This window comes from Mesorhizobium sp. dw_380 (genome assembly GCF_018588885.1).
GTDB lineage: Bacteria > Pseudomonadota > Alphaproteobacteria > Rhizobiales > Rhizobiaceae > Mesorhizobium.
The window spans coordinates 34299-56888 of sequence record NZ_JAFFIW010000037.1 but is presented as its reverse complement, the minus strand read 5'-3'; the positions used below and the strand labels follow the sequence as shown (position 1 = coordinate 56888).

24 protein-coding genes are annotated in these 22590 nt (G+C 65.1%); 13 read left to right on the top strand and 11 right to left on the bottom strand.

The window, feature by feature from the left end:
• Positions 1-347: 347 nt before the first annotated feature.
• Positions 348-974 (top strand): glutathione S-transferase family protein, encoded by a 627-nt coding sequence (locus JT360_RS26450; RefSeq protein ID WP_214475359.1) that lies wholly within the window; start codon positions 348-350, stop codon positions 972-974.
• Between the two features lie 37 nt (positions 975-1011).
• Here JT360_RS26450 and JT360_RS26445 read toward each other — a convergent pair whose 3' ends face one another.
• Positions 1012-2256, bottom strand: coding sequence for an RNA polymerase sigma factor (locus JT360_RS26445; protein ID WP_214475358.1), 1245 nt, complete (start codon positions 2254-2256; stop codon positions 1012-1014).
• A gap of 7 nt (positions 2257-2263) precedes the next feature.
• Positions 2264-2632, bottom strand: a complete 369-nt coding sequence (locus JT360_RS26440; protein ID WP_214475356.1) for a YciI family protein — start codon at positions 2630-2632, stop codon at positions 2264-2266.
• 262 nt (positions 2633-2894) lie between these two features.
• Between JT360_RS26440 and JT360_RS26435 the strand changes: the two genes are divergently transcribed.
• The 3 genes from JT360_RS26435 to JT360_RS26425 all read left to right on the top strand — a co-directional run bounded on the left by JT360_RS26435 (position 2895) and on the right by JT360_RS26425 (position 6577).
• The gene (locus JT360_RS26435) at positions 2895-3854 is read left to right on the top strand and encodes a TAXI family TRAP transporter solute-binding subunit (RefSeq protein ID WP_214475354.1); all 960 of its coding nucleotides are present in this window, start codon (positions 2895-2897) and stop codon (positions 3852-3854) included.
• Between the two features lie 228 nt (positions 3855-4082).
• Complete coding sequence (locus tag JT360_RS26430; protein WP_214475352.1) at positions 4083-6197, top strand: TRAP transporter permease; 2115 nt, start codon at positions 4083-4085, stop codon at positions 6195-6197.
• The gene (locus JT360_RS26425) at positions 6194-6577 is read left to right on the top strand and encodes a DUF1850 domain-containing protein (protein ID WP_214475350.1); all 384 of its coding nucleotides are present in this window, start codon (positions 6194-6196) and stop codon (positions 6575-6577) included. The genes JT360_RS26430 and JT360_RS26425 overlap by 4 nt, the downstream gene beginning before the upstream one ends.
• Positions 6578-6895: 318 nt before the next feature.
• On the opposite strand, the gene JT360_RS26420 is transcribed toward JT360_RS26425, so the two are convergent.
• Both JT360_RS26420 and JT360_RS26415 read right to left on the bottom strand, forming a co-directional pair.
• A complete protein-coding gene (locus JT360_RS26420; protein ID WP_214475348.1) occupies positions 6896-7036 on the bottom strand; it encodes a hypothetical protein in 141 nt (46 codons plus the stop codon).
• Positions 7033-7299 (bottom strand): hypothetical protein, encoded by a 267-nt coding sequence (locus tag JT360_RS26415; RefSeq protein WP_214475346.1) that lies wholly within the window; start codon positions 7297-7299, stop codon positions 7033-7035. The genes JT360_RS26420 and JT360_RS26415 overlap by 4 nt, the downstream gene beginning before the upstream one ends.
• Before the next feature lie 84 nt (positions 7300-7383).
• Here JT360_RS26415 and ku point away from each other — a divergent pair, with 84 nt between their 5' ends.
• Entirely contained in the window at positions 7384-8247 is an 864-nt protein-coding gene (gene ku, locus JT360_RS26410; RefSeq protein WP_214475342.1) for a non-homologous end joining protein Ku, read from the top strand.
• Positions 8248-8259: 12 nt separating this feature from the next.
• Positions 8260-10770 carry a DNA ligase D gene (gene ligD, locus JT360_RS26405; RefSeq protein ID WP_214475340.1) on the top strand — a complete coding sequence of 837 codons (2511 nt, stop codon included), beginning with the start codon at positions 8260-8262 and terminating at the stop codon, positions 10768-10770.
• Positions 10771-11025: 255 nt separating this feature from the next.
• On the opposite strand, the gene JT360_RS26400 is transcribed toward ligD, so the two are convergent.
• Positions 11026-11700, bottom strand: coding sequence for an ArsR/SmtB family transcription factor (locus JT360_RS26400; RefSeq protein WP_214475338.1), 675 nt, complete (start codon positions 11698-11700; stop codon positions 11026-11028).
• 172 nt (positions 11701-11872) lie between these two features.
• Between JT360_RS26400 and JT360_RS26395 the strand changes: the two genes are divergently transcribed.
• Both JT360_RS26395 and JT360_RS26390 read left to right on the top strand, forming a co-directional pair.
• Positions 11873-12259, top strand: a complete 387-nt coding sequence (locus JT360_RS26395) for an NIPSNAP family protein (RefSeq protein WP_214475336.1) — start codon at positions 11873-11875, stop codon at positions 12257-12259.
• Positions 12256-12600 carry an antibiotic biosynthesis monooxygenase family protein gene (locus tag JT360_RS26390; RefSeq protein ID WP_214475334.1) on the top strand — a complete coding sequence of 115 codons (345 nt, stop codon included), beginning with the start codon at positions 12256-12258 and terminating at the stop codon, positions 12598-12600. The genes JT360_RS26395 and JT360_RS26390 overlap by 4 nt, the downstream gene beginning before the upstream one ends.
• 213 nt (positions 12601-12813) lie before the next feature.
• Here JT360_RS26390 and mbfA read toward each other — a convergent pair whose 3' ends face one another.
• Positions 12814-13797, bottom strand: a complete 984-nt coding sequence (gene mbfA, locus JT360_RS26385) for an iron exporter MbfA (RefSeq protein WP_214475332.1) — start codon at positions 13795-13797, stop codon at positions 12814-12816.
• A gap of 176 nt (positions 13798-13973) precedes the next feature.
• Between mbfA and JT360_RS26380 the strand changes: the two genes are divergently transcribed.
• Both JT360_RS26380 and JT360_RS26375 read left to right on the top strand, forming a co-directional pair.
• Positions 13974-14297, top strand: coding sequence for a hypothetical protein (locus tag JT360_RS26380; RefSeq protein WP_214475330.1), 324 nt, complete (start codon positions 13974-13976; stop codon positions 14295-14297).
• Between the two features lie 147 nt (positions 14298-14444).
• Positions 14445-15422: a threonine/serine dehydratase family protein gene (locus JT360_RS26375; protein WP_214475328.1), complete on the top strand. Its 978-nt coding sequence runs from the start codon at positions 14445-14447 to the stop codon at positions 15420-15422.
• Positions 15423-15657: 235 nt separating this feature from the next.
• Here JT360_RS26375 and JT360_RS26370 read toward each other — a convergent pair whose 3' ends face one another.
• From JT360_RS26370 to JT360_RS26355, 4 genes are read right to left on the bottom strand one after another with little or no spacing between them, the layout of a single operon-like run.
• Positions 15658-16794: an ABC transporter permease gene (locus JT360_RS26370; protein WP_214475327.1), complete on the bottom strand. Its 1137-nt coding sequence runs from the start codon at positions 16792-16794 to the stop codon at positions 15658-15660.
• The gene (locus JT360_RS26365) at positions 16791-17711 is read right to left on the bottom strand and encodes an ABC transporter ATP-binding protein (protein WP_214475325.1); all 921 of its coding nucleotides are present in this window, start codon (positions 17709-17711) and stop codon (positions 16791-16793) included. Before JT360_RS26365 ends, JT360_RS26370 begins: the two co-directional genes overlap by 4 nt.
• Positions 17708-18661, bottom strand: coding sequence for an HlyD family secretion protein (locus JT360_RS26360; RefSeq protein WP_214475323.1), 954 nt, complete (start codon positions 18659-18661; stop codon positions 17708-17710). The genes JT360_RS26365 and JT360_RS26360 overlap by 4 nt, the downstream gene beginning before the upstream one ends.
• Before the next feature lie 19 nt (positions 18662-18680).
• Entirely contained in the window at positions 18681-19361 is a 681-nt protein-coding gene (locus tag JT360_RS26355; protein ID WP_214475321.1) for a CerR family C-terminal domain-containing protein, read from the bottom strand.
• Between the two features lie 93 nt (positions 19362-19454).
• Between JT360_RS26355 and JT360_RS26350 the strand changes: the two genes are divergently transcribed.
• From JT360_RS26350 to JT360_RS26340, 3 genes are read left to right on the top strand one after another with little or no spacing between them, the layout of a single operon-like run.
• Entirely contained in the window at positions 19455-19928 is a 474-nt protein-coding gene (locus JT360_RS26350; RefSeq protein ID WP_214475319.1) for a CYTH domain-containing protein, read from the top strand.
• Positions 19925-20866: a CHAD domain-containing protein gene (locus JT360_RS26345; protein ID WP_214475317.1), complete on the top strand. Its 942-nt coding sequence runs from the start codon at positions 19925-19927 to the stop codon at positions 20864-20866. Before JT360_RS26350 ends, JT360_RS26345 begins: the two co-directional genes overlap by 4 nt.
• A gap of 52 nt (positions 20867-20918) precedes the next feature.
• Positions 20919-21725, top strand: coding sequence for a YiiX/YebB-like N1pC/P60 family cysteine hydrolase (locus JT360_RS26340; RefSeq protein ID WP_214475316.1), 807 nt, complete (start codon positions 20919-20921; stop codon positions 21723-21725).
• Between the two features lie 2 nt (positions 21726-21727).
• Here JT360_RS26340 and JT360_RS26335 read toward each other — a convergent pair whose 3' ends face one another.
• A complete protein-coding gene (locus JT360_RS26335; protein WP_214475314.1) occupies positions 21728-22528 on the bottom strand; it encodes a helix-turn-helix domain-containing protein in 801 nt (266 codons plus the stop codon).
• Positions 22529-22590: the final 62 nt, after the last annotated feature.

The window sequence follows — 22590 nt, the reverse complement described above, 5'->3', positions numbered from 1 at the left end:
TCGGATCGACCGGATGCGACCTCCTTGCGGCAGATGAAAGTTGGCGCTCTACGTGAGGCGACCCCCTCTGTCGCCTTCGGCGACATCTCCCCCTCAAGGGGGGAGATTACGCGCCCGACTGCTTTCGCCAACTACTTGCGCTCCAAAGTAAGCGGGGCGCAGAAGCTGCCAATCTCCCCACTTGAGGGGGAGATGTCCGGCAGGACAGAGGGGGGCGCTGGCCCGCCAACGCTGCAATCTGGCCCGCTGAAAAATCCTTCCGTGGCGCCTGCCCCCTGGCTTGAGCCGCACCCTGCTTCCAGTTCATATCGCCGACGGCCGATTCCTGCGGCCCCGGGGAGAATTTCATGTACAAGCTCTACACCCGTCCCGGCAGCGGCGGCTTCGTCGTCGAAGCCGCGCTCGCCTTGGCGAACGTGCCGTTCGAGCAGATCGACGTGCCGAGGTCCGATCGGCCCGATCCGGTCTTCCTCGCCGTCAGCCCGCTGAACCAGGTGCCGGTGCTGACCTTGCCGGACGGCCGCTCGATGACCGAATCGGCGGCGATCTGCATCCTGCTCGCCGAGCGCCACCCCGGCGCCGGCCTGGCGCCGGCGGTCGACGCGCCGGCGCGCGCCGATTTCCTGCGCTGGATGGCCTTCATGTCGTCTGTGCTCTACCCGGCGATCCTGCGGCTGTACTACGCCCATCGCTACACGATCGACGCCGACGGCACCAAAGCCGTCATGCAGGCCGCCATCGCCGAGATGGACCGCGGCTTCGCCGTTCTCGATGCCGCCCTGAAGGGCCGTGACTGGCTGGTCGGCGACGGGCTGTCGCTGGCCGACATCTATCTCGTCATGCTCATTGCCTGGCATCCCGACATCGACAGGGCGCGGGCAGCCTGGCCTGATATCGAACGCCTGTGGGCCAGGCTGCGTGAGCATCAGCTGCTGAAGACACTCAACACATCGCACGAGATGTGGCCGGGCTGAACACTAGCGCTTAGGGCTGCGCGCCGCGCGTCCTTGTCTAATGTCTCAGCGCAGCCTTTTTGCCCTGCAGGAACCGGCGCACCGCCGGATCGCGTTCGAGGCCGATCGCACGATCATAGGCGTCGCTTGCCTGCGGCACCTGGCCAAGCCTGGCCAGCAGGCCGGCCCGCGCCGCCCAGTACGGCTGATACTCGTTGAGCCGTTTGTCATCGCCCAGCACGTAAAGCGCGGCCAGCCCCGCCACGGCGCCCTCGGCCTCGGCAAGCGCCACCGCGCGGTTGATCGCCACCACCGGTGATCCGGCGATCGAAAGCAGCGCGTCGTAGAGTTCGCGGATCGCCACCCAGTCGGTGCGGCCCGTCAACCGTCGTGCCGCATGCGCCGACTGGACCGCGGCCTCAAGCTGGTAACGGCCGATGACGCCCGTGGCGGCGGCGGTGCGGAGCAGGGATTCCGCTTCGTCGACCAATGGATGATCCCACAATGCGCAATCCTGCTCGGCGAGCGGCACATAGTCCCCGGCCGCATCGCGCCGTGCGGCCCGGCGCGCTTCGGCGAACAGCATCAGGGAAAGCAGGCCGAGCGCTTCCGGCTCGTCCGGCATCAGCGTGGCCAGCAGGCGGCCAAGCCAGATGCCTTCGGTGGCGAGGTTCCGGCGCCGCGTCTCGGTCCCCGCCGGATCGGACCAGCCTTCGGCGAAGGCGGCGTAGATCGCCTCCAGCACGGCGCCCAGCCGCTCGCCGAGTTCGGTTCGCTCCGGCACACGGAACGGGATGCCGGTTTCGCGGATGCGCGCCTTGGCGCGCACCAGGCGCTGGCCCATCGTTGCCGGGGACACCAGGAAGGCGGAAGCGATCGTCGCGGCATCGAAGCCGAGGATGGTCTGCAGGATCAGCGGTGCCCGCACGCTTGGTTCGATCGCCGGATGCGCGCAAGCGAACATCAGCCGCAGCCGTTCGTCGGGCAGATCTTCGTCGGTCATGCTCGCCTCCATCTCATCGGCGATCAGCTGGAGATGCTCGCGGCCGGCTTCGCTGGTGAGCAGCCGCCGCACTGCATCGACGCGCCGCCGCCGCGCCACGGCCAGCAGCCAGGCTTCCGGCTTTTCCGGCACGCCTGACTTCGGCCAGCGTTCGAGCGCCGCGGCAAAGGCGTCGGCCAGCGCATCCTCGGCGGCCGCCACGTCGCGCGTGCGCGCCGACAGATAGGCGACAAGCTTGCCATAGCTCTGCCGGGCGGCGGCTTCGGCGGCCGCCCGGGCGATCTCCGAACGACTGTCCATTAGGTGGTCAATTCCCAGGCACGTAGTCGGCCATTTCCCAGATCGGCCGTACCTCGACGGTGCCGGTGCTGGCCGCCGGACAGCGTGCGGCCCAATCGATGGCGGTGTCGATGTCGGCCGCCTCGATCATGTAGAAGCCGGCAAGCTGCTCCTTGGTGTCGGCATAGGGGCCGTCGATGACGTTGGTCTTGCCATCGGCGATCCGCACCGAGGTGGTTGCCTGGGTCGGGCGCAGCCGATCGCCGGCCAGCCACGCGCCGGATTTCTTCAAGGCTTCGGTATAGGCGCCGTAAGCCGCGAGGATCTGCTCGGTTTGCTCGCGCGGCGTATTCGCCACGGCGGCTTCGTCGTTGTTGATCAAAAGCATGTATCGCATGGGTTTTCTCCCGTGGTTTCCAAGGCCGCGTCCTTGCGGGGCCAGACGTATGTCGCGCGGCGGCGGCCGATTTCGACAGGCTGCGAAAAAATCTTTCGGCCGTGGTCGCGTCTTGCGCAAGCCGGAAGATGTCACGCGTCCACTCTATCGTTCGTCTAATGGCTGCAATTGCGGGTTGGCATTTGCGGCTCTCTGTCTAAACTCGGCCGGTTCGCATCGAGGAGGTGGGTGGGGCGAGCAATATTTCAGGGAGGAAAACCAGATGCTCCATTTCAGGACGAAGTTGGTTACGGCCGGCGCGATGGCGCTGTCGCTTAGTGTCGGCATTGCCTCGGCCAAGGCGCAGGAATTCATCAATGTGCTGACCGGCGGCACTTCGGGCGTCTACTATCCGCTCGGCGTGGCGCTGTCGGAAATCTACGGCAAGGGCATCGCCGGCGCCCGCACCCAGGTGCAGGCGACGAAGGCCTCGGTCGAGAACCTCAACCTGCTGCAGCAGGGCAAGGGCGAGATCGCCTTCGCTCTCGGCGATTCCGTCAAGCTCGCCGCCGAGGGCAATGCCGAGGCCGGCTTCCCCGGCAAGCTCGACAAACTGCGCGGCATCGCCGCCATCTATCCCAACTACATCCAGATCGTTGCCAGCCAGGAATCCGGCATCAAGACGCTCGCCGATCTCAAGGGCAAGAGCCTGTCGGTCGGCGCGCCGGCCTCCGGCACCGAGCTCAACGCGCGCGCCATCTTCGCCGCCGCCGGGCTGAAATACGAGGATCTCGGCCGGGTCGAATATTTGCCCTTCGCCGAATCCGTCGAACTGATCAAGAACCGCCAGCTCGACGCCACGCTGCAGTCGGCCGGCCTCGGCGTCGCCTCGATCCGTGACCTTGCCGCCTCGGTGCCGATCAATGTCGTTGCCGTGCCGGCCGAGGATGTCGCCAAGATCGGCCCGCCCTATCTGTCGGTGGTCATTCCCAAGGGCACCTATGAAGGCCAGAGCGAGGACGTCGCCACCGCCGCCGTCGGCAATTTCCTCATCACCCGCGCCGGCGTCTCCGACGAGACCGCCTACCAGATGACCAAGCAGATGTTCGACCATCTCGACCAGCTGGCCGCCGCGCACGCCGCCGCCAAGGGCATCGACCCGGCCAAGGCGCTCGACGGCATGCCGGTGCCGCTGCATCCGGGCGCCGAGCGGTATTACAAGGAGAAGGGGCTGCTGAAGTAGGGCAGGGTGGCAATCGGACATGTCTTCGCCAGGCGCCCCCCTCTGTCCTGCCGGACATCTCCCCCTCAAGGGGGGAGATTGGACGTCGCTATGTACTTCGCCAATCGCCGTCGTTGCAGGACGAGCGCCGGCATCGCCGCTGCCAATCTCCCCACTTGAGGGGGAGATGCCCGGCAGGGCAGAGGGGGGCGCCTCGCGCCATAGTTCGGTCGTCCTGGAGTGCGTCGGATGAGCGGAGCAACGTCTGGAACGACAACCGAATCCTCCACCCTCCATCTTCCTGTACCCGAAGAGCAGGTCGAAGGCCTGCCGCCGGGTTTCGGCGACGGCACCGCCGGCAAGGTCGCCTTCCTGATCGCCGTCGCCTTTTCCGCCTTCCAGATCTATATCGCCGCCTATGGCAGCATCCCGAGCCAGGTGGTGCGGGCCATGCATGTCGGCTTCCTGCTGCTGCTCGGCTTTGGCCTGATCGCCAATCTGCGCGCCAAAAGCCTGCCGGCCAAGGCCGTGTTCTGGGCGCTCGGCGTGCTCGGCTTTGGCACCGGCGTCTACAATTGGGTGTTCTATACCGATCTCATCCGGCGCTCCGGCTTCCTCACCACGCCGGACCTGATCGTCGGCGCGGTGCTGGTGGTGCTGGTCTTCGAGGCGGCCAGGCGGCTGATGGGGCTGCCGCTCGCGGTCATCGCCTTCATCTTCCTCGCCTACTGTTTCGTCGGCAATCATCTGCCGGCGCCCTTCATCCATCGCGGCTATGATTTCGCCCAGCTCGTCGACACTTTCGCCTATGGCACCGAAGGCATATACGGCACGCCGATCTACGTCTCGGCCGCCTATATCTTCATCTTCGTGGTCTTCGCCGCCTTCCTCGAACGCGCCGGCATGATCGCGCTGTTCAACGATTTCGCGCTCGGTCTCGTCGGGTCCTGGCGCGGCGGCCCGGCGCAGGTCTGCGTTTTGTCTTCGGCGCTGATGGGCACCATCTCCGGTTCCGGCGTCGCCAATGTGGTGGCGAGCGGCCAGTTCACCATTCCGCTGATGAAGCGCTTCGGCTTCCGCTCGGCCTTTGCCGGCGCCGTCGAGGCGACGTCCTCGATGGGCGGCCAGATCATGCCGCCGGTGATGGGCGCGGTCGCCTTCATCATGGCCGAGACGCTGAACATTCCCTACGCCGACGTGGTCAAGGCGGCGATCATCCCGGCGCTGCTGTATTTCGGCGCCTGCTTCTGGCAGGTGCATCTGGAGGCTGGCAAAGCGGGCTTGCGCGGCATGGCCAAGGCGGACCTCCCCAACCCCTGGGACGCGGTGCGCCAACACTGGCCGCTGGTGCTGCCGCTCGCGGCCCTGATCTACCTGTTGTTCGCCGGCTACACGCCGGTGTTTGCCGGGACGATGGGACTGGCGCTGACCATCGTGCTCATCCTCGGCACGCCGCTGGCGGCGGCGATCGGGCCGCTCGCCTTCCGCGTCGTCTTCTGGCTGGCGCTCGGGCTTGCCGCAGCCTCTTTCATGAAGTTCGGCGTCAACATCCTCGGCCTCGTCATCGCCGCGCTCGTCATCGCCTGCGCCACATTCAGGGGCGGGCGCGAGACGCTCCAGATCTGCGTCGACTCGCTGGCCGAGGGCGCCAAGAACGCGCTGCCGGTCGGCATCGCCTGCGCCATCGTCGGCATCGTCATCGGCACGCTGACCTTGACCGGCATCGCCTCGACCTTCATCGGCTGGATCATTTCGATCGGCGAGGACAATCTGTTCCTGTCGCTGGTGCTGACCATGCTGACCTGCCTGGTGCTCGGCATGGGCATCCCGACCATTCCCAACTACATCATCACCTCGTCGCTGGCCGGCCCGGCGCTGCTGTCGCTCGGCGTGCCGCTGGTGGTCAGCCACATGTTCGTCTTCTATTTCGGCATCATGGCCGATCTTACGCCGCCGGTGGCGCTGGCCGCCTTCGCGGCGGCGCCGATGGCCAAGGAGAGCGGCCTCAAGATCGGCATCCAGGCGACCAAGCTCGCTATCGCAGGCTTCGTGGTGCCGTTCATGGCGGTCTACACGCCGGCGCTGATGCTGCAGGACGCGGGCCCGATCGCGGCCCAGTTCGGCTACCCCGTCGAGGTCGCCTATATCGTCGTCAAGGCCTGCATGGGCATCGTGCTGTGGGGCGCGGCCGCGGTCGGCTTCCTTGTCAGGCGCATGGCGTGGTGGGAACGGCTTGTCGCCTTCGCCGCCGGCGTGCTGCTGGTCGCGGCGGTGCCGCTGACAGACGAAACCGGCTGGGCGCTGTCGCTGATATGGATCGGCTGGCATTGCTGGCGGGCGCGGCAAGCTTCGGCCACAGCATGAGCCTGTGCATCCTCGTCGCCGGCAAGACGCTGACGCTTGCTGTCGCCGCCTTCACCCTGTCATGGACGCATTCGGTGGAACGGACACGCTGGGAGGAGGATTGGAAGGTGACCCCTTCAGGCCTGCGCGTCACCGAGGCGCGCATCAAGGGCTCGGGCGCCGGCATGGAACCGCCGGAGGGCGCGGTGCTGAAGGACGGCTGGTGGGTCTATGCCCCTGATGTCGGGCCGCAGCGACGCCTCGTTCTCGCCGCTTCCGGGGCGACTGGCGGGGGCTGGACGCTGTGCACGGTTCAGGGCTGCCGGGAACTGGGCAAGGAGGCGGGCGAAACGATTGTGCTGGAGCCCTGCGAATCCAGCGGCACGAGCCAGCCTCGATAGCGGAAGCGGCTTTTGCGGTCGAGCCGGACCGCCATGCGCACCAAGCCGGAGCAGAGCTCGCAGTCGCCGTCGAAGACGATCAGCGGGATTTGTATCGAAGGGCTCGGAGGGACGACTTGACGGGGGGACGGTCGCTCATGCGCGCCTCGGCTGCTCGTGCCCCGGGACACCAAGCCAGCCGCAAGCGGGATCAAAGACGTGGTGGTCTCGCACGCCGCCTGTCGCCGGGGACCGGGCGTTCGGCGCGATAGGTGGTGGCACGCGAATCGGCGCCCGGCCTGCAAATGCGGCTGTTGTGGCGATGTTCGAAAGTCATGGTCAGTGCGCGCCCAGCGAAGTGCCGCGGCGGGCGCAAGCCGGACCGGGGCCGCGCATGTAGTAGCGCTCTGGCCGATAGGTCGGCGCGACGAATTCGCGGAGGGCGGCGGCATAGCCGATGAGGTGCGTAAGGAAGTTCATTTACCTGGTCCCTGTCCCGGTTTTCGGATGTCCCTTCCGAATTGCGAGAACGATAGCATCGAGGCGTGAATAGTCGGTGAACGTGATGTTAATTTCTGGTCGAAAACCCGTTGCTTCATGGCCGGAATGCGGCTGATTCGGGGTGTTTCCACGCCTTTTGTCGCCATTTTGCCCAGTGTGACTTTTGCATCACATATGTTTCGTTTGAATGTCGCCTGCACGCGGTTCTGTTTCAACTTCCGGCCGATCTGAGAAATTTTCATGCTCGCCGCCGAAGCGCGTTGGCGCCTGCGTTGGAACTGGAATGGAATTTGCCCGTTCTCGCCCTGTCACCACAGGAGTTCGTCATGGCGCTGCGTCCAGCCTGGAGCGGTTATCTCAAGCTTTCCCTGGTAACTTGCGCCGTCGAGCTGACCAATGTCGTCACCCACGCCGAGGAGGTCTCCTTCCACATCCTCAACCGCAAGACCGGCAACAGGGTCAAGCGTCTCTATGTCGACGCCCTCAGCGGCAAGCCGCTAGACGAAGGCGACGAGGTCAAGGGTTATGAAGTGGCCAAGGACGAATTCCTCCACATCGAGGAGGAAGACATCGAAGCGGTGCAGATCGAGTCCTCGCACACGCTTAGCCTTGACGGCTTCGTCGACAAATCCTCGATCGAGCAGATCTATCTGGACACGCCCTATTACGTCACGCCGGCCGACAAGGTGTCGGAGGAAGCTTTCGCCGTGATCCGCGACGCGCTCGCCGACAAGAAGATGGCCGGACTCGCGCGCATCGTGCTTTACAGGCGGGAGCGGCCGGTCCTGATCGAGCCGCGCGGCAAGGGCATGGTGCTGACCACGCTGCGCTATGGCGACACGGTGCGCCAGCCGGGCAGCATCTTTGCCGACATCGAGGCGGGCAAGCTCGACGACGAGATGGTCGACATGGCCGAGCACATCATCGACAAGCACATGGGCAAATTCGATCCTTCCGATTTCAGGGACCGGTATGAGGAAGGCCTGCTCGAACTCGTCCGGGCCAAGAAGGCGGGCAAGGCGCCCAGGAAAACCAAGGCGGAGCCCAAGCCCTCCAACGTCGTCAACCTGTTCGATGCGCTGAAGAAGAGCCTTTCATCGCAAGACGAAACGGCAAAGCCCGCCAAACCCTCGAAAGCCGCGTCGCCGAAGCGGGGCAAGGCTTCCGCCCGCAAGCGCAAATCGGCATAGGAGCATTGGTTGATGGCCGGCCTCGAGCAATATCACGCCAAGCGCGATTTCCGCAAAACGGCCGAGCCGGCCGGCAAGGTTGCCCGCGGCGGGAAGGGTGAGGCAGGCGGCATCTTCGTCATTCACAAACATGCGGCGACAAGGCTGCATTACGATCTGCGCCTCGAACATGGCGGCGTGCTGTGGAGCTGGGCGGTGACGCGCGGTCCAAGCCTCGATCCGCATGAAAAGCGGTTGGCCGTGCATGTCGAGGATCATCCGATCGACTATGCGCCCTTCGAGGGCACCATCCCCAAGGGCCAATATGGCGGCGGCGCGGTCATCGTCTGGGACGAGGGACGCTGGGTTCCCGAGACCGACCCGGCCACGGCGATGAAGAAGGGCCATATCAACTTCGAGCTCAAGGGCCACAAGCTGCATGGCTCGTGGCATCTGGTGCGCCTGAAGCCGCGCCCGGGCGAAAAACGCGACAACTGGCTGCTGATCAAGTCCGACGATGCCGCGGCGCGTCCCGGCGAGGACATCCTGAAGGAAGCGCCGGAATCGGTGAAGTCGGGCCTGACGATCGAGGAAGTCGGCGAGGGCAAGGCAGCCAAGGGTCAAAAGCCCCGGGTTTGGCAGTCCAACAAGCCGGCCGCCGGCGCGGTGAAGACCGGCAAACGCCTCGACTTCATCGAGCCGCAACTGGCAACGCTGGAGCGAGACGCACCTCCGGGCAAGGACTGGCTGCACGAGGTGAAGTTCGACGGCTACCGCATGCAGGCGCAGATCGCCGGCACAGAGGTGCGGCTGCTGACCCGCACCGGCCTCGACTGGACGGAGAAATTCGGCGGCGAAATCATCGCCGAACTCGCCGGGCTGAAATGCAGCGATGCCATCATCGATGGCGAAATCGTCGTGCTGGCCGACAGCGGCGTTTCGTCCTTCGCGCTGCTGCAGCAGGACCTGTCCGCCAATCGAACCAACCGCTTCATCTATTACGTCTTCGACTTGATGCGCCTCGACGACAAGGATCTGCGCCGCGAGCCGCTGGTCGAGCGCAAGCAGGCCCTGCAGGATCTGCTCGGGCAGCAACCCGAGAATGCGGCGGTCCGTTTCTCCGACCATTTCGCCGAACCCGGCAAGATCATGCTGGAGCATGCCTGCCGCATGGGGCTGGAAGGCGTCGTCTCGAAACGTGCCGATGCGCCCTATCGCAGCGGACGCGGCCCGACATGGGTGAAATCGAAATGCACGGAGCGGCAGGAATTCGTCATCGGCGGCTACTTGCCGTCGGACAAGACCGGGCGCGGGCTGCGGTCGATCCTCGTCGGCTATTACGAGGCCGGCAAGCTGCACTATGCCGGCCGCGTTGGCACCGGCTTCTCCGGCAAGGGCGCCAATGAGCTGAAGAAGAAACTCGACGCGCTGAAGGCAACGGCTTCGCCCTTCTTCGCCGCCGTGCCCAAGGGCAAGGGGCTGGTCTGGGTCAAGCCGGAGCTTGTCGGCGAAGTGGAGTTCCGCAGTTGGACATCCGACCGTATAATCCGCCATGCCTCGTTCCAGGGATTGCGCGAGGACAAGCCGGCGGAGGAAATCGTGCAGGAAAAGCCCAAGGCATCGACGGCAAAGAGTTCGGCCAAGTCCAAGCCGGCATCAAGCAGCGCGGGCAAGGCTGCCGGGACGATGACGACCGCGGTCAAACTTTCCCACCCCGACAAGCTGCTGTGGCCCGACGAGAATATCTCCAAGCAGGGCCTGCTCGACCATTATGCGCAGGTTTGGCCGCGCATGGAGCCTTTCGTCGTCAATCGGCCGCTCAGCCTGGTGCGCGCGCCGGACGGCGTCGGCGGCCAGCGCTTCTTCCAGAAACACGCCTCTGCCGGCATGAGCGACAAGATAGCCCGGATGAAGGACCCGACGGACGGCGAGGAGATCCTGTTCATCCGGGATTTCGACGGCATCGCCGCCCTGGTTCAGTACGGCGTGGTCGAGATCCATATCTGGGGCTGCACGATCGATAAATTGGAACAGCCCGACCAGATCATCTTCGATCTCGATCCCGACGAGGGCGTCGACGTCAAGAAGGTGCGCGACGCCGCGCTCGACATCAGGGGCAAGCTCGACGAGCTGTCGCTGCCGAACTTCGTCAAGACGTCAGGCGGCAAGGGTTTTCATGTGCTGGTGCCACTGAAACCGTCGGCGGACTGGGACGAGGTCAAGAACTTCGCCCATGATTTCGCCAGGGCGCTCGAGCAGGCCGCCCCCGACCGCTACACGGCGACGCTGTCGAAGAAGGCGCGCACCGGAAAGATCTTCGTCGACTATCTGCGCAATGGCAGAGGCTCGACCACGGTCGCGCCCTACTCCTCGCGCGCCAAGAAAGGTGCCACCATATCGATGCCGGTGACCTGGGCCGAGATCGAGGCCGGCCTTGCGCCCAACGCCTTCCCGATCGGCGACAAGACGACGATGAAGCAGCTGAAGCAAGCCGATCCGTGGGCGGATTTCTTCAAGCTGGGGAAGACGTTGACGCGGGGGTGAGCCCCCAACGATTTCGTCATCCTAGGGCGAAGCAAGGAGCGAAGCGACGCCGCGCAGACCCTAGGATCCATGCCGTGACGCCGAGGAATGACAGAGCGGCGAAGAATAGAGCGATCTTTCACCGTCCTTCCGGCATCAAGCATCTGAACCGTCGCGGCGCATCGAGCTAACGGCATGGATCCTGGGGTCTTCGCGACGGAGCTTCGCTCCTGCTTCGCCCCAGGATGACGAAGTCGAAGGAGCGTCCGCAGACGATCAACCCAAAAACGCCCTTTCGAACGCCTGCTTGCCCGGCGGCGAAAACACCACCGCGCGGCTGTTCTTCTCGCGGCGCGCCCATTTCTCCGAAAGGATCTTGTCGAGGATGGCCGCGCCCAGCGTACCGGCGAGATGTGAGCGGCGCACGCTCCAGTCGAGACAGGCGCGGCACACCGGGCGGCGCGGCCTCGCGCCGACATCGATACCCATGGCCGCGAAATGCGACGACGCCGACGGTCCCAGCCTGATCTCCTTGTCGTCGCGCAGCAGGATGTCTTTTTCGACGAGGCGGTCCAGCATCGCCACGGCCTGCTCGCCGGCAAGGTGATCGTAGCAGACGCGCGCCACGCGCATCGCTCCATCACGCGGGCCCGGCCGCACGCGCTTCGGGCCCACGGCTTCCGCGACGCCGGTAATGGCCTCGATCATGCCTGCCACCTGCGGCCCGGCGAGGCCGTAATAGCGATGGCGGCCCTGGCTGGCCAAGGTCAGCAGCCCGCCTTCCATCAGTTTCGACAGATGCGAGGAGGCGGTCGGCAGCGAGACGCCGGCCTCCAGGGCCAGTTCGCTCGCCGTCAGCGCCGTGCCGCCCATCAGCGCGTTCAGCATGTTGGCGCGGGCCGGGTCGCCGACCAGGCTGGCGATGCGGGCAATGTCGGGTCCTTCGCGCATAGTTTGATCCTCATCGAAGCGTTCCTGTGAGATAACCATTATTCTGGCTTCAGCTCAAGCAGCCGGCAGCGCAGGCCATGACGGCTCCTGACACCAAACTGCCTAGCACATAGATGCGAACCACGTTTCGACCGTGCTCGAACCGTCGATGCAAGACTTCGAGGAGACGACCATGACCATCACCTGCTTCATCCGCTATGAGATCGACCCGTTCGGCAAGGCTGCCTTCGAGGAGTATGCCCGCAACTGGGGCCAGGCCATTCCGCGCTGCGGCGCCGACCTGATCGGCTATTTCGCACCGCATGAGGGTTCGGCCACGACGGCCTACGCCGCCTACAACATCGAAAGCCTGGCCGCCTATGAAGCCTATCGCGCCCGGCTTGCCGCCGACCCTGCCGGCAAGGCAAACTACGAGTTTGCCCGCCGCGAAAGATTCATCGTCAAGGAGGACCGCATGTTCCTGAAACTGGCGTCCGGCCCGCACGCGCCAAGGCTTGATCCTGAAAAGTTGCAGACTTTTCAGACCGGGATCATGCCAGGGGAAAAGGTAAGGCCATGATCGCCGTCATCTTCGAGGTCCAGCCCGCCGGGGGCCGGCGCGATGCGTATCTCAGCATCGCCGCCGATCTGCGGCCGCTGCTCGACGGCATCGATGGCTTCATTTCCGTCGAGCGTTTCCAGAGCCTCGCCGACCCGAACCGCATCCTGTCGCTCTCGTTCTGGCGCGACGAGGAAGCGGTGAAGGCCTGGCGCAACACCGAAGAGCACCGGCAGGCGCAGCAGGTCGGCCGCGGCGGTATCTTTGCCGGCTACCGTCTGCGCATCGCGCACGTGGTGCGCGACTATGGACTGACGGAGAGAGAAGAGGCACCGGCGGACAGCCGGGCGGTAAATGGGTGAATGGTAGTGGGTTGGTGTTGGCGCCGCCCCTCACCTGCCTGCCGGCATCCTCTCCCCATATAGTGACGGGGAGAGGGGCGCTCCCTTCCACGATTTCGACAATCGACGGCGTTGCAGGAAGAGTGCCAAGGCTGAGGTCAGCTTTCTTCTCCCCGTCACTATACGGGGAGAAGGTGCCGGCAGGCGGATGAGGGGCGGCGCAGACCTTCGCAACTAGGCATTCCCGATCAGCACGCCTGCCGCGAACACCAGGGCGCCGCCGAGCACCACCTGGAAAGCGGCGCGCAGGAAGGGCGTCTGCATGTAGCGGTTCTGGACGAAGGCGATCGCCCACAATTCGAAGAACACCACCACGGCTGCAACGCCGGTCGCCGTCCAGAAATGCGGGATGAGATAGGGCAGCGCGTGGCCGAGGCCGCCCAGCGTCGTCATGATGCCGACGGTCAGGCCGCGCTTGAACGGCGAGCCGCGGCCCGACAGTTTGCCGTCGTCGGACGCGACCTCGGTGAAGCCCATCGAAATGCCGGCGCCGATCGAGGCGGCAAGGCCGACCAGCAGCGTCTGCCATGTGTCGTGCGTGGCAAAGGCGGCGGCGAAGATCGGCGCCAGGGTCGACACCGATCCGTCCATCAGCCCGGCCAGGCCCGGCTGCACATAGGTGAGGATGAACTGGCGCTGCTCGGCGGTGGCTTCCTCGATCTTGACCGTGCCCGGCACATGCTTCTGCTCCAACGCATGTGCCGAGCTTTCATGGCCTTGTTCGGCGGCCGCCAGATCGCCGAGCAATTTGCGGGTCGAGGCGTCGGTCGTGCGCTTTGCCGCCTCGACGTAGAACAGATACGCCTGCCGCTCCATCGCCTCGGCCTGGCGGCGCGCGGCCTCGATGCCGAGCGGCCGCACCAGCCAATCGGGCTTGCGCTCGAAATAGCCTTTCACATGTTCGCGCCGGATCAGCGGAATGCGCTCGCCGAAACGCTTGCGGAAGAGTTCTATCAGGGAGTCGCGATGGCCATCCTCTTCCTCGGCCATCTCCTCGAACACTTTTGCCGATTGCGGAAAGTTTTCCGCCAGCCCGTCGGCATAGGCGCGGTAGATGCGCCCGTCATCTTCTTCTGACGAAATGGCCAGCGCCAGGATCTCCGGTTCGGAGAGCGATTCGAACGGGCGGCGGCCGAAGCCGAAAACGCGGGAAAGCATGAGGAAATCACCCTAGTTTAGAATTGTTCTAAACTAGGGTTTGAAGTGCCCCGGGTCAATCGCGCGCTTGCCCGCAGGTCAAGAAATGTTGAAGCCTGCGAAAGTTGCCGGCTCTTCATTATTGGCAAAGATTCACCTATATGCCTGAGCCCAGGACAAGAACGAGGATCAAGCGCATGACGACAAAGCATCCCGCACAGCATTTCGACCCAAAGCCCGTTCTCGATCTCATCGCCAGCATCGAGGCCGACCTGCAGCGCCTGAAGGGCCTGGTCGAGCAGCAGGTCGAAAAGTTCGACCCCGCCAATCCGCACAACAAGGCGCAGGACGGCAAGCTGACCGAGGAGGGCGTCGAATGCTGCTACCGCATGTTCGACGAAGGCAAGTCGCGCTATTCGGTCTCCCAGCAGATGAAGATCTCCTTTGCCGCCGCAACGCATCGCTTCAACAATTGGCGCAAGCTTGGCGGGACCAAGAGGCAGCGGACGTTGCTTGGGTGAAACTGGCGAGATGTCGGCGGGACAGAGGGGGGCGTGCAGCCGTGGCGTTGGCGCCGTCCGCCAACTTTGTAACGGTCACATCTTTTCGTTGGCTTCGTCCGGCTCTTTGCGTGCACCATGGTTCGCCACATCTCCACAGGATCCGCCATGACCACCCCTCCCGGCATCGCCGACATCCATGCCGCGGCAGCGCGGCTTTCCGGCCTGATCGTCGAAACGCCCTTGATCGAATCACAGGAGCTGAACGAGCGCTTCGGCGGCCGCGTCCTGTTCAAGCCGGAGACGCTGCAGCGCACCGGCTCGTTCAAGTTCCGCGGCGCCTACAACAAGCTGTCGTCGCTGGGCGAGGCGGAACGCAGCCGGGGCGTCGTCGCTTTCTCCTCGGGTAATCATGCGCAAGGGGTCGCCGCTTCGGCGGCCATGTTCGGCGTCAAGGCGGTCATCGCCATGCCGGCGGACGCGCCAGCGATGAAGGTCGGCAACGTCCGCAAGATGGGCGCCGAGGTGGTGCCGTTCGACCGCTTTCGCGACGACCGCATGACCGTGGTCCGCCCCTACATCGAGAAGGGCATGGTGCTGGTGCCGCCCTTCGACGATCCGGCCATCATTGCCGGGCAAGGCACGATCGGCCTTGAACTGATGAGACAGGCCAGGGCGCTCGGCGTCAGCCTGGACGCGGTCGTTGTCCCCTGCGGCGGCGGCGGCCTGACCAGCGGCATCTCCGTCGCGGTCAAGGATGCCTCGCCCGGCACGGCGGTCTGGGCAGTGGAGCCCGAGCATTTCGACGACACGCGCCGCTCGCTGGCCGCTGGCGCCCGGGTTTCGAACGAACCGGGCTACAGTTCGATCTGCGACGCGATCCTGACCGCAGAGCCCGGCGTCATCACCTTCGAGATCAACCGCCGGAATCTCACTGGGGCCATTGCCGTCTCCGACAGGGCGACCGCACAGGCGATGCGCGACGCCATGGCCCACCTCAAGCTGGTGGTCGAACCCGGCGGCTGCGTCGCGCTGGCGGCGCTGTCGTCAGGCGAGATCGAGCTGTCGGGCAAATGCGTCGCCGTGGTGCTGTCCGGCGGCAATGTCGATTTCGGCACCTATGCTGAGATCATGGCTTCGGCTTAGGAGTGCTGCGCTCCAAGCGGGAAGCGTCGCGCTTGAGCACCCCCCTCTGTCCTGCCGGACATCTCCCCCACAAGGGGGGAGATCAGGTCTCACCCCGGCTTTCGCCAATATCCAACGTCACCGGAGGAGCGGCGCGCCAAAGCTGCCGATCTCCCTCCTTGCGGGGGAGATGGCGGGCAGGCCAGAGGGGGGTGCTGTCCCGCCGACATTCAAAATTTCCTGACGTCACGGCACCCTAATCCAGCGTGCGCCTGAATCGCACCAGCGCCACGCCGGCGAACAGCACGACAAAGAGCACCAGCCAGCCGATCTCGGTTGCCACCGCCGGCAGTTGCGCGCCCTTCAGCATCACCGCGCGGGTGATGCGCAGGAAATGCGTCAGCGGGAAGATCTCGCCGAAGATCTGCGCCCAGTCCGGCATGCCGCGATAGGGGAACATGAAGCCGGACAGCATGATCGAGGGCAGGAAGAAGAAGAAGGTCAGTTGCAGGGCCTGCATCTGCGTGCGGGCGATGGTCGAGATCGTATAGCCGAGCAGCACCAGCGACAGCACGAACACCAGCACCGCCGACAAAAGCAGCGACATCGATCCGGTGAAGGGGATGGCGAACAGCAGCTTCGACGCCGCCAGCACCACCACCACCTGCACGGCGCCGACCGCCAGATAGGGCAGCACCTTGCCCATCATGATCTCGAGCGGGCTCGACGGCATGGCGAGCAGGTTTTCCATCGTGCCGCGCTCGGTCTCGCGCGTCAGCGCGATCGAGGTCATCATCACCATGGTCATCTGCAGGATGACGCCGAGCAGGCCTGGCACGATGTTGTATTGCGAGATGCCTTCCGGGTTGTAGCGCCGGTGCACCACCACATCGAGCTGGCCCCTGGCGGCCTCGGCCGCAGCCGCCTGCATGCCTTGCGCTCTCAGCAGCGCCTGGCTGGCGACGGTGCCGAGCGTCGAGATGGCGCCGCTGGCCACCGCCGGATCGGTGGCGTCGGCCTCGATAAGGATCTGCGGCTTGTCGCCGCGCTCGATCCGGCGGGCGAAATCGGCGGGAATGGTGACGACGAAGGCGACGTCGCCGCGCGCCATCAGGAACTCTCCTTCCGCTGCGCTTTGCGCGACATGGTCGAAGCGGTAGTAGCCGGTGGTCTGCAGCGCCGAGACCATGGCGCGCGTGTAGGGATCGCTGCTGGTCGCCACCAGGGCCGCCGGCAGGCTTTTCGGGTCGTTGTTGATGGCATAGCCGAACAGCACCAGCTGAATCAGCGGCACGCCGAGCATCATGGCGAAGGTGATGCGGTCGCGCCGCATCTGGATGAATTCCTTGGTCAGCAGCGCGCCGAGCCGGGCGAAGGAAAAGACGTTGTTCATGCCATATTGTCCTTCGACCCCGCCATGAACTGGATGAACACGTCCTCGAGGCTGGTTTCGCCCGGCGCCACCGTCACGCCCTTGTGCTCCTTCTCGACATCGGCGAGCGCCGCCTCAAGCTTCTTCTTGTCAGAACCGACGACATGCAGCGTCGCGCCGAACGGCGCCACCTGGTCGACGCCGGGGCGGCCCTGAAGCGCCTCGGCCACGGTGTCGAGCCGAGGGCCCTGCAGCACGAACGTGGTCAGACCGGCATTCCTGACCACTTCGTCGACAGTGCCGGTGGCCAGCATCTTGCCGTAGGAGATGTAGCTGATGCGATGGCAGCGCTCGGCTTCGTCCATATAGTGGGTGGAGACCAGCACGGTCAGCCCGCCGCTGGCGAGGCGGTGGATCTCGTCCCAGAACTCGCGCCGCGCCTTCGGGTCGACGCCGGCCGTCGGCTCGTCGAGCAGCAGCAGTTTCGGCTGGTGCATGATGCAGGCGGCCAGCGCCAGCCGCTGCTTCCAGCCGCCGGACAAGGTACCGGCCAGCTGGTTGCGGCGCGACGTCAGGCCGAGTTCATCGAGCGTCCTAGCGACATAGTCCTCGACCGGCCTCAGCCGGTAGAGCCGCGCCACGAATTCGAGGTTTTCGCCGATCGTCAGATCCTCATAGAACGAGAATTTCTGCGTCATGTAGCCGACTTCGCGCTTGATCCTGAGACTGTCGGTGCGGATGTTGAAACCCAGCACCGTGCCTTCGCCTTCGTCCGGCGTCAGCAGGCCGCACATGATGCGAATGGTGGTGGTCTTGCCCGAGCCGTTGGGACCGAGGAAGCCGACGATCTCGCCTTCGGCGACCGACATCGTCACATGATCGACGACGGTCTTGTCACCGAACCGCTTGACCAGGCCGTGAACGTCGATGACGTTCATTTTGCTGTTCCCACAAGATCGACGTCGACGATCTGGCCGGGCTGCAGCGGCCCCGCATCGCCCTCCGGCCGCGCCTCGACCAGATAGACCAGCTTCTGCCGGTTCTCGAGCGAGTAGATCACCGGCGGGGTGAATTCGGGATCGGGCGAGACATAGCTGACGCGCGCCTTCACGTCCGGGCCGCAGCCGTCGCAACGGACGCTGAGAAGGCTGCCGACCTTGATCGAGGAAAAGGCGGCTTCCGGTACATAGACGCTGAGCTTCACCGCACCGTCTGGCAGCACCGAAATGACCGGCGCGGTCGGCCCGGCGGTATCACCGGGATTGCGGATGACGTCGTTGACGCGGCCCGGCGACGGCGCGGCCAGTATGCGCTTGGACAGCCGCCATTGTGCCTGGTCCAGCGCGGCCCGCGCCTGCTTGACCTGATTCTCGGCGGCCTTGATCGTATCGGCGCGCGCCGGCAAGCCGCCGGCGGCAAGATTGGCCTGCGCCTGGCCGACCTGCGCATTGGCGGTCTCCAACGTGGCCGAGGCGGTGTCGTAATCGGCCTGCGTGCCGGTGCCGCGCTTGAACAGGTCGGCGGCGCGGTCGTATTTGCGCTTGGCGTCGTCGGCCTGCGCCTTGGCCATGTCGACCTGGGCCTTGAGTGCGGCGATTTCTTCCGGCCGCTTGCCGACCTGCAGATCGGCGAGCTGCGCCTGTGCCTGGGCGAGGCTCGCCTCGGCCTGCGCCACCGCGATCTTGGCGTCGGCGCTTTCCAGCGTCACCACCGTGGTGCCCGGCATGACGCGGTCGCCGCGCTTCACGGCGACGGTCTCGACCTGTGCCACCTCGATCGGCGCCAGCAGCACATAGTCGCCTTCGACATAGCCGACGGCGAGCGGGGGCGCCGGCGCGCAGGCGCCAAAAAGCTGTGCGGCGAGCGGCAGCGAACACAGAAAACTCATGGTCTTTGCCCCTTCATCCCTATCTCTTCCTGGCAGCCAGTATGGCGCTGAGATTGTCCGTCGCGACCGCCGCGATCTTGGCGGCCTCGGCGGCGCCGATGTCGTGCCAGCCCATGCGGCGCATCACCGCTTCGCGGCCGATGCGGAAATAGATGACCTGACCGATCAGCGTGAACATGGTGAGCCGGGTGCGCTCGCTTTCGGCCGGCTCGCCTGTCGCCTGCTCCCAGATCTGGCATAACCGGCGATGCGTCGGCTCGAACACGCCGTCATAGATGCGGTCGAGCGCCGCCGTCGGATGCGACAGCTCGCGCAGCACGAATTGCACGATCTCGCCGGCCTGCGGCTGCGCCACGATGAAGCCGACCATCCGCTCCAGCGCCGCGAAGAGCTGCGCGCGCGCGGTCTCCGGATCGCTTGTCGCTCCCGCCTGGTCGTTGCCCAGCGCCTGGCCAGCAATTGTCTGGATGGTCTCGACGATATAGTCGGCGGCGGCAGTGCGAAGACCGTCCTTGCCGCCGAAATGATAGGCGATCGAACCGATATTGGCCTGCGCCTCCGCCGCGATTTCGCGGGTCGAGGTGCCGTCGAAACCTTGACGCCCGAACAGTTTCAGTGCCGCCCGGACAAGCGCGGCGCGCGTCAGCTCCGCGGGAGATGTCTCGCGGCGAGGACTCTTGGCGTCGGGCAATTTGATCATGAGCACACTTTAATCAATCGATTGATTAAAGTCAATTATCTGTGTACGCTTCTGTCTTGCCATCGCCTGCCGCAACCGCTTTAGTGCGCGGCCATGGGCAAGGAAGTCGAGCGCAAGTTCCTGGTTTCCGGCACCGCATGGCGGGATCTGGTCGAGGCGGATATCCGCATTCTGCAGTTCTATCTCGCCGCCGCGCCCGGGCGAACCGTCCGCATCCGCATCAGCGATGGCGCTTCCGCCAAGCTGACGCTCAAATTCGGCATCGGCGCGCGCGAGCGTGACGAATTCGAATACCCGGTCCCCTTGGCGGACGCCGTGGAGATGCTGGCTTTCGCACTCGGGCGTGTCATCGAGAAGACACGTCACCATGTTAGGCATCGCGGCCATCTCTATGAAGTCGATGTCTTTGGCGGTGCGCTCGCGGGACTTGTGGTGGCCGAACTCGAGACGCCGGAAGACGTGCCTGACGAAATGCTGCCTGAATGGCTCGGCCGTGAAGTCACCGGCGAGCAGAAATTCTACAACGCGTCGCTCGCCCTCGGGGGGATTCCGGAGATCGCCGCATGAGTTATCGCATCGACCCGCGCCTGCCGCTGACCGGCGAAGTCAGGCGCATCCTTGCCGAGGAAATCGGCAAGGCAATCCTGCATCTGGATGCGGCGCGCAGCCGGCCGGAACAGGGACTGCACAAATGCCGCAAGCGGTTGAAGAGCGCCCGTGCCCTATTGCGGCTGGTTCGTTCCGGAGACGAAACATTTTGTGCGACGGAGAACCAGTGCTATCGCAACGTGGCGGCGCTGATCGCCGGACCACGTGAGGCGACGGCGCTGATCGAGACCGTCGACCGGTTGGCCGCAAGTTTTGCGAAGGAGAGCGCCGATGGCGGGCTCGATGCGGCGCGCGACAGGCTGATCGCCCGCCAGCACGATTTGCACGAAGGCGCCGGCCTCGAAGCGGCGATCGGCGCGGCGATCGCCGCTTGCGAGGACGGCATGAAGCGGATCGAAAGCCTTGTCTTGCCCGACCAGCCGGAACAGGCGGCCGACGTGCTTGCCGAAGGCGCCCGCGCCACCTTGCGACGTGCCAGGAAGGCGCTCGACAAGGCCGGCGCGCGCGGCGAGGCCGACGACTTCCACGATCTGCGCAAGGCGGCCAAGACGCATGGCATGCACCTGTCGCTGCTGGGCAGGCTTTGGCCGACGCCGATCAAGGCGCGGCGCAAGGCGGTCGACGCGCTGGGCGAGCGGCTCGGCGAACTGCACGACGTGTTCGTCATGCGCACGCTGCTCGAGGCGGATGACGAGCCGCTTGGGCCGGCCGAGGACACGAAGCTGCTCGGCAAGCTCCTGAAGCGTTCGGAAAAGAGCCTGAGGAGATCCTGTCTTGCCGAAGCCGCCGACCTGTTCGGCGACAGCCCGAAACGTTCGACAAAAAAGCTGGCCCGCAAGGCGCGCGACGATCTGGCCGGCGCTCCGTCGAAGGACGCGAGCGCGGCGGCCGGCTGACGGACGGTTCGGCTGGCGCCCGGCCGCCTGCATGTGCTAATCGCCATAAGGCATGACCAAGCCCGGCGATATGCTCCTGGATCGACTTGGCCGCTGGCTTGCCGGCCGGCTGCAGGAAGAATCCTCCGGCTATGAGCCCTACACCCCGTCCGATGCCGAGACGCTGCGCCGCACGCTGGAGCCCGGCGACATTCTGCTGATCGAGGGCAACCAGAAGATCTCGGCGGCGATCAAGTACCTCACCCAGTCGACCTGGTCGCATGCGGCCTTCTATGTCGGCGACGCGCTGGCCGAACCGGAGGACGGAACGGAGCGGCGGCGGCTGATCGAGGTCACGCTCGCCGAAGGCTGCATCGCCGTGCCGCTGTCGCGCTATCGCACTTACAACACCCGCATCTGCCGGGCGAGCGGCCTGACACCGGAGGACCGCGACAAGGTCGTCGCGTTCATGATCGGCAAGCTCGGCCTGAGGTACGACCTCAAGAACATTTTCGACATGCTGCGCTATTTCCTGCCGACGCCACCGGTGCCGGTCCGCTGGCGCCGCCGAATGCTGGCGTTCGGTTCCGGCGACCCGACCCGGGCCATCTGCTCGACGCTGATCGCCCAGGCCTATGGCCAGATCCACTATCCGATCCTGCCCGAGATCACCCGCGCACCCGGCCGTGCTTCGGCGCAGTCGACCTATATGCGCAAGGAAATCCTGCACATTCGCCACCACTCGCTTTACACGCCGCGGGATTTCGACCTGTCGCCTTTTTTCCGCATCGTCAAGCCGACGCTGGAATATGGTTTCGACTACCGACAGATGGTCTGGGACGACAGGGCTGCCGACGCGGGGACGAAGGCGGCCAAGTAGCGTCACGCTGGGAGCGGGCGACGCCTTTTTGCAAGGGACTGCTCGGGCATCCGCGCACCGGCATCGCGCGCGTGCGGGCCGATCGGCATGATCGCGGGGAACGGCGTCGCCCCGAACGCAAATGTCCATTTGTAGCCGGTGAGCCCGTCCTCCGGCGTGGTGTGCTGGTCGTGATGGGCGAGCAGCCTGGCGCGGTCGGCGAGATCCTCGGCCTCGCGCCGCACCATCTCCGCTGTCTCGGGTCGCATGCGCCTGGAGAAGCTGATGAAGGTCGCCTCCTTCTCGATATGGGTGATGGCCCAGCCGATGAAATTCTTGTTGGTCATCTCGAACAGCGGCTTGAGCGGCCCCTCGAAATTCCACTGGATCGGCGTTTCGACCAGCAATTTCACCGTCAGGCCCCGCCCGAGCGCGACCAGACCGAGCTCCTCGAGATCGCGCAGATAGAGGAACATCGAGGCCTCGCTCAGGCCTTGTGAGCGCATGATGCCTTGCGGCGTGAATTTCTCCGACAGCATGACGAAGACGAACAGCAGCGCCGGCCGCCCGGCGAGCCGGCGCTCGATCTCCGGCGCGATGTGGTTGACCGGCCCCGGCCCCCGGTTCATCGAGCCGATCACATTTTCCAGTTCGACGCCGGCGGCAGCACAGATCTCCACCAGCCGGTCGAGCTTGCAGTTCTTCTCATGGAAGATGCGCTTCACCGTCGGCTCGGAAACGCCCATGCGCAAGGCAAGCTCGCGATAGGTGACACCCTTCGCCTTCAGCGTCCGCTTCAGCGCTTCGAAGATCAGACCGTTCATGGCATGCACCTCTTATCGGCAGTTTCGTATCGATATTCGATACTAGCGTTAATCGGTCTTCC

Coding starts and splice junctions, on each gene's coding strand:
- JT360_RS26450 (WP_214475359.1), top strand. CDS start 348: ATGTACAAGCTCTACACCCGTCCCGGCAGCGGCGGCTTCGTCGTCGAA.
- JT360_RS26445 (WP_214475358.1), bottom strand. CDS start 2,256: ATGGACAGTCGTTCGGAGATCGCCCGGGCGGCCGCCGAAGCCGCCGCC.
- JT360_RS26440 (WP_214475356.1), bottom strand. CDS start 2,632: ATGCGATACATGCTTTTGATCAACAACGACGAAGCCGCCGTGGCGAAT.
- JT360_RS26435 (WP_214475354.1), top strand. CDS start 2,895: ATGCTCCATTTCAGGACGAAGTTGGTTACGGCCGGCGCGATGGCGCTG.
- JT360_RS26430 (WP_214475352.1), top strand. CDS start 4,083: ATGAGCGGAGCAACGTCTGGAACGACAACCGAATCCTCCACCCTCCAT.
- JT360_RS26425 (WP_214475350.1), top strand. CDS start 6,194: ATGAGCCTGTGCATCCTCGTCGCCGGCAAGACGCTGACGCTTGCTGTC.
- JT360_RS26420 (WP_214475348.1), bottom strand. CDS start 7,036: ATGAACTTCCTTACGCACCTCATCGGCTATGCCGCCGCCCTCCGCGAA.
- JT360_RS26415 (WP_214475346.1), bottom strand. CDS start 7,299: ATGAAAATTTCTCAGATCGGCCGGAAGTTGAAACAGAACCGCGTGCAG.
- ku (WP_214475342.1), top strand. CDS start 7,384: ATGGCGCTGCGTCCAGCCTGGAGCGGTTATCTCAAGCTTTCCCTGGTA.
- ligD (WP_214475340.1), top strand. CDS start 8,260: ATGGCCGGCCTCGAGCAATATCACGCCAAGCGCGATTTCCGCAAAACG.
- JT360_RS26400 (WP_214475338.1), bottom strand. CDS start 11,700: ATGCGCGAAGGACCCGACATTGCCCGCATCGCCAGCCTGGTCGGCGAC.
- JT360_RS26395 (WP_214475336.1), top strand. CDS start 11,873: ATGACCATCACCTGCTTCATCCGCTATGAGATCGACCCGTTCGGCAAG.
- JT360_RS26390 (WP_214475334.1), top strand. CDS start 12,256: ATGATCGCCGTCATCTTCGAGGTCCAGCCCGCCGGGGGCCGGCGCGAT.
- mbfA (WP_214475332.1), bottom strand. CDS start 13,797: ATGCTTTCCCGCGTTTTCGGCTTCGGCCGCCGCCCGTTCGAATCGCTC.
- JT360_RS26380 (WP_214475330.1), top strand. CDS start 13,974: ATGACGACAAAGCATCCCGCACAGCATTTCGACCCAAAGCCCGTTCTC.
- JT360_RS26375 (WP_214475328.1), top strand. CDS start 14,445: ATGACCACCCCTCCCGGCATCGCCGACATCCATGCCGCGGCAGCGCGG.
- JT360_RS26370 (WP_214475327.1), bottom strand. CDS start 16,794: ATGAACAACGTCTTTTCCTTCGCCCGGCTCGGCGCGCTGCTGACCAAG.
- JT360_RS26365 (WP_214475325.1), bottom strand. CDS start 17,711: ATGAACGTCATCGACGTTCACGGCCTGGTCAAGCGGTTCGGTGACAAG.
- JT360_RS26360 (WP_214475323.1), bottom strand. CDS start 18,661: ATGAGTTTTCTGTGTTCGCTGCCGCTCGCCGCACAGCTTTTTGGCGCC.
- JT360_RS26355 (WP_214475321.1), bottom strand. CDS start 19,361: ATGATCAAATTGCCCGACGCCAAGAGTCCTCGCCGCGAGACATCTCCC.
- JT360_RS26350 (WP_214475319.1), top strand. CDS start 19,455: ATGGGCAAGGAAGTCGAGCGCAAGTTCCTGGTTTCCGGCACCGCATGG.
- JT360_RS26345 (WP_214475317.1), top strand. CDS start 19,925: ATGAGTTATCGCATCGACCCGCGCCTGCCGCTGACCGGCGAAGTCAGG.
- JT360_RS26340 (WP_214475316.1), top strand. CDS start 20,919: ATGACCAAGCCCGGCGATATGCTCCTGGATCGACTTGGCCGCTGGCTT.
- JT360_RS26335 (WP_214475314.1), bottom strand. CDS start 22,528: ATGAACGGTCTGATCTTCGAAGCGCTGAAGCGGACGCTGAAGGCGAAG.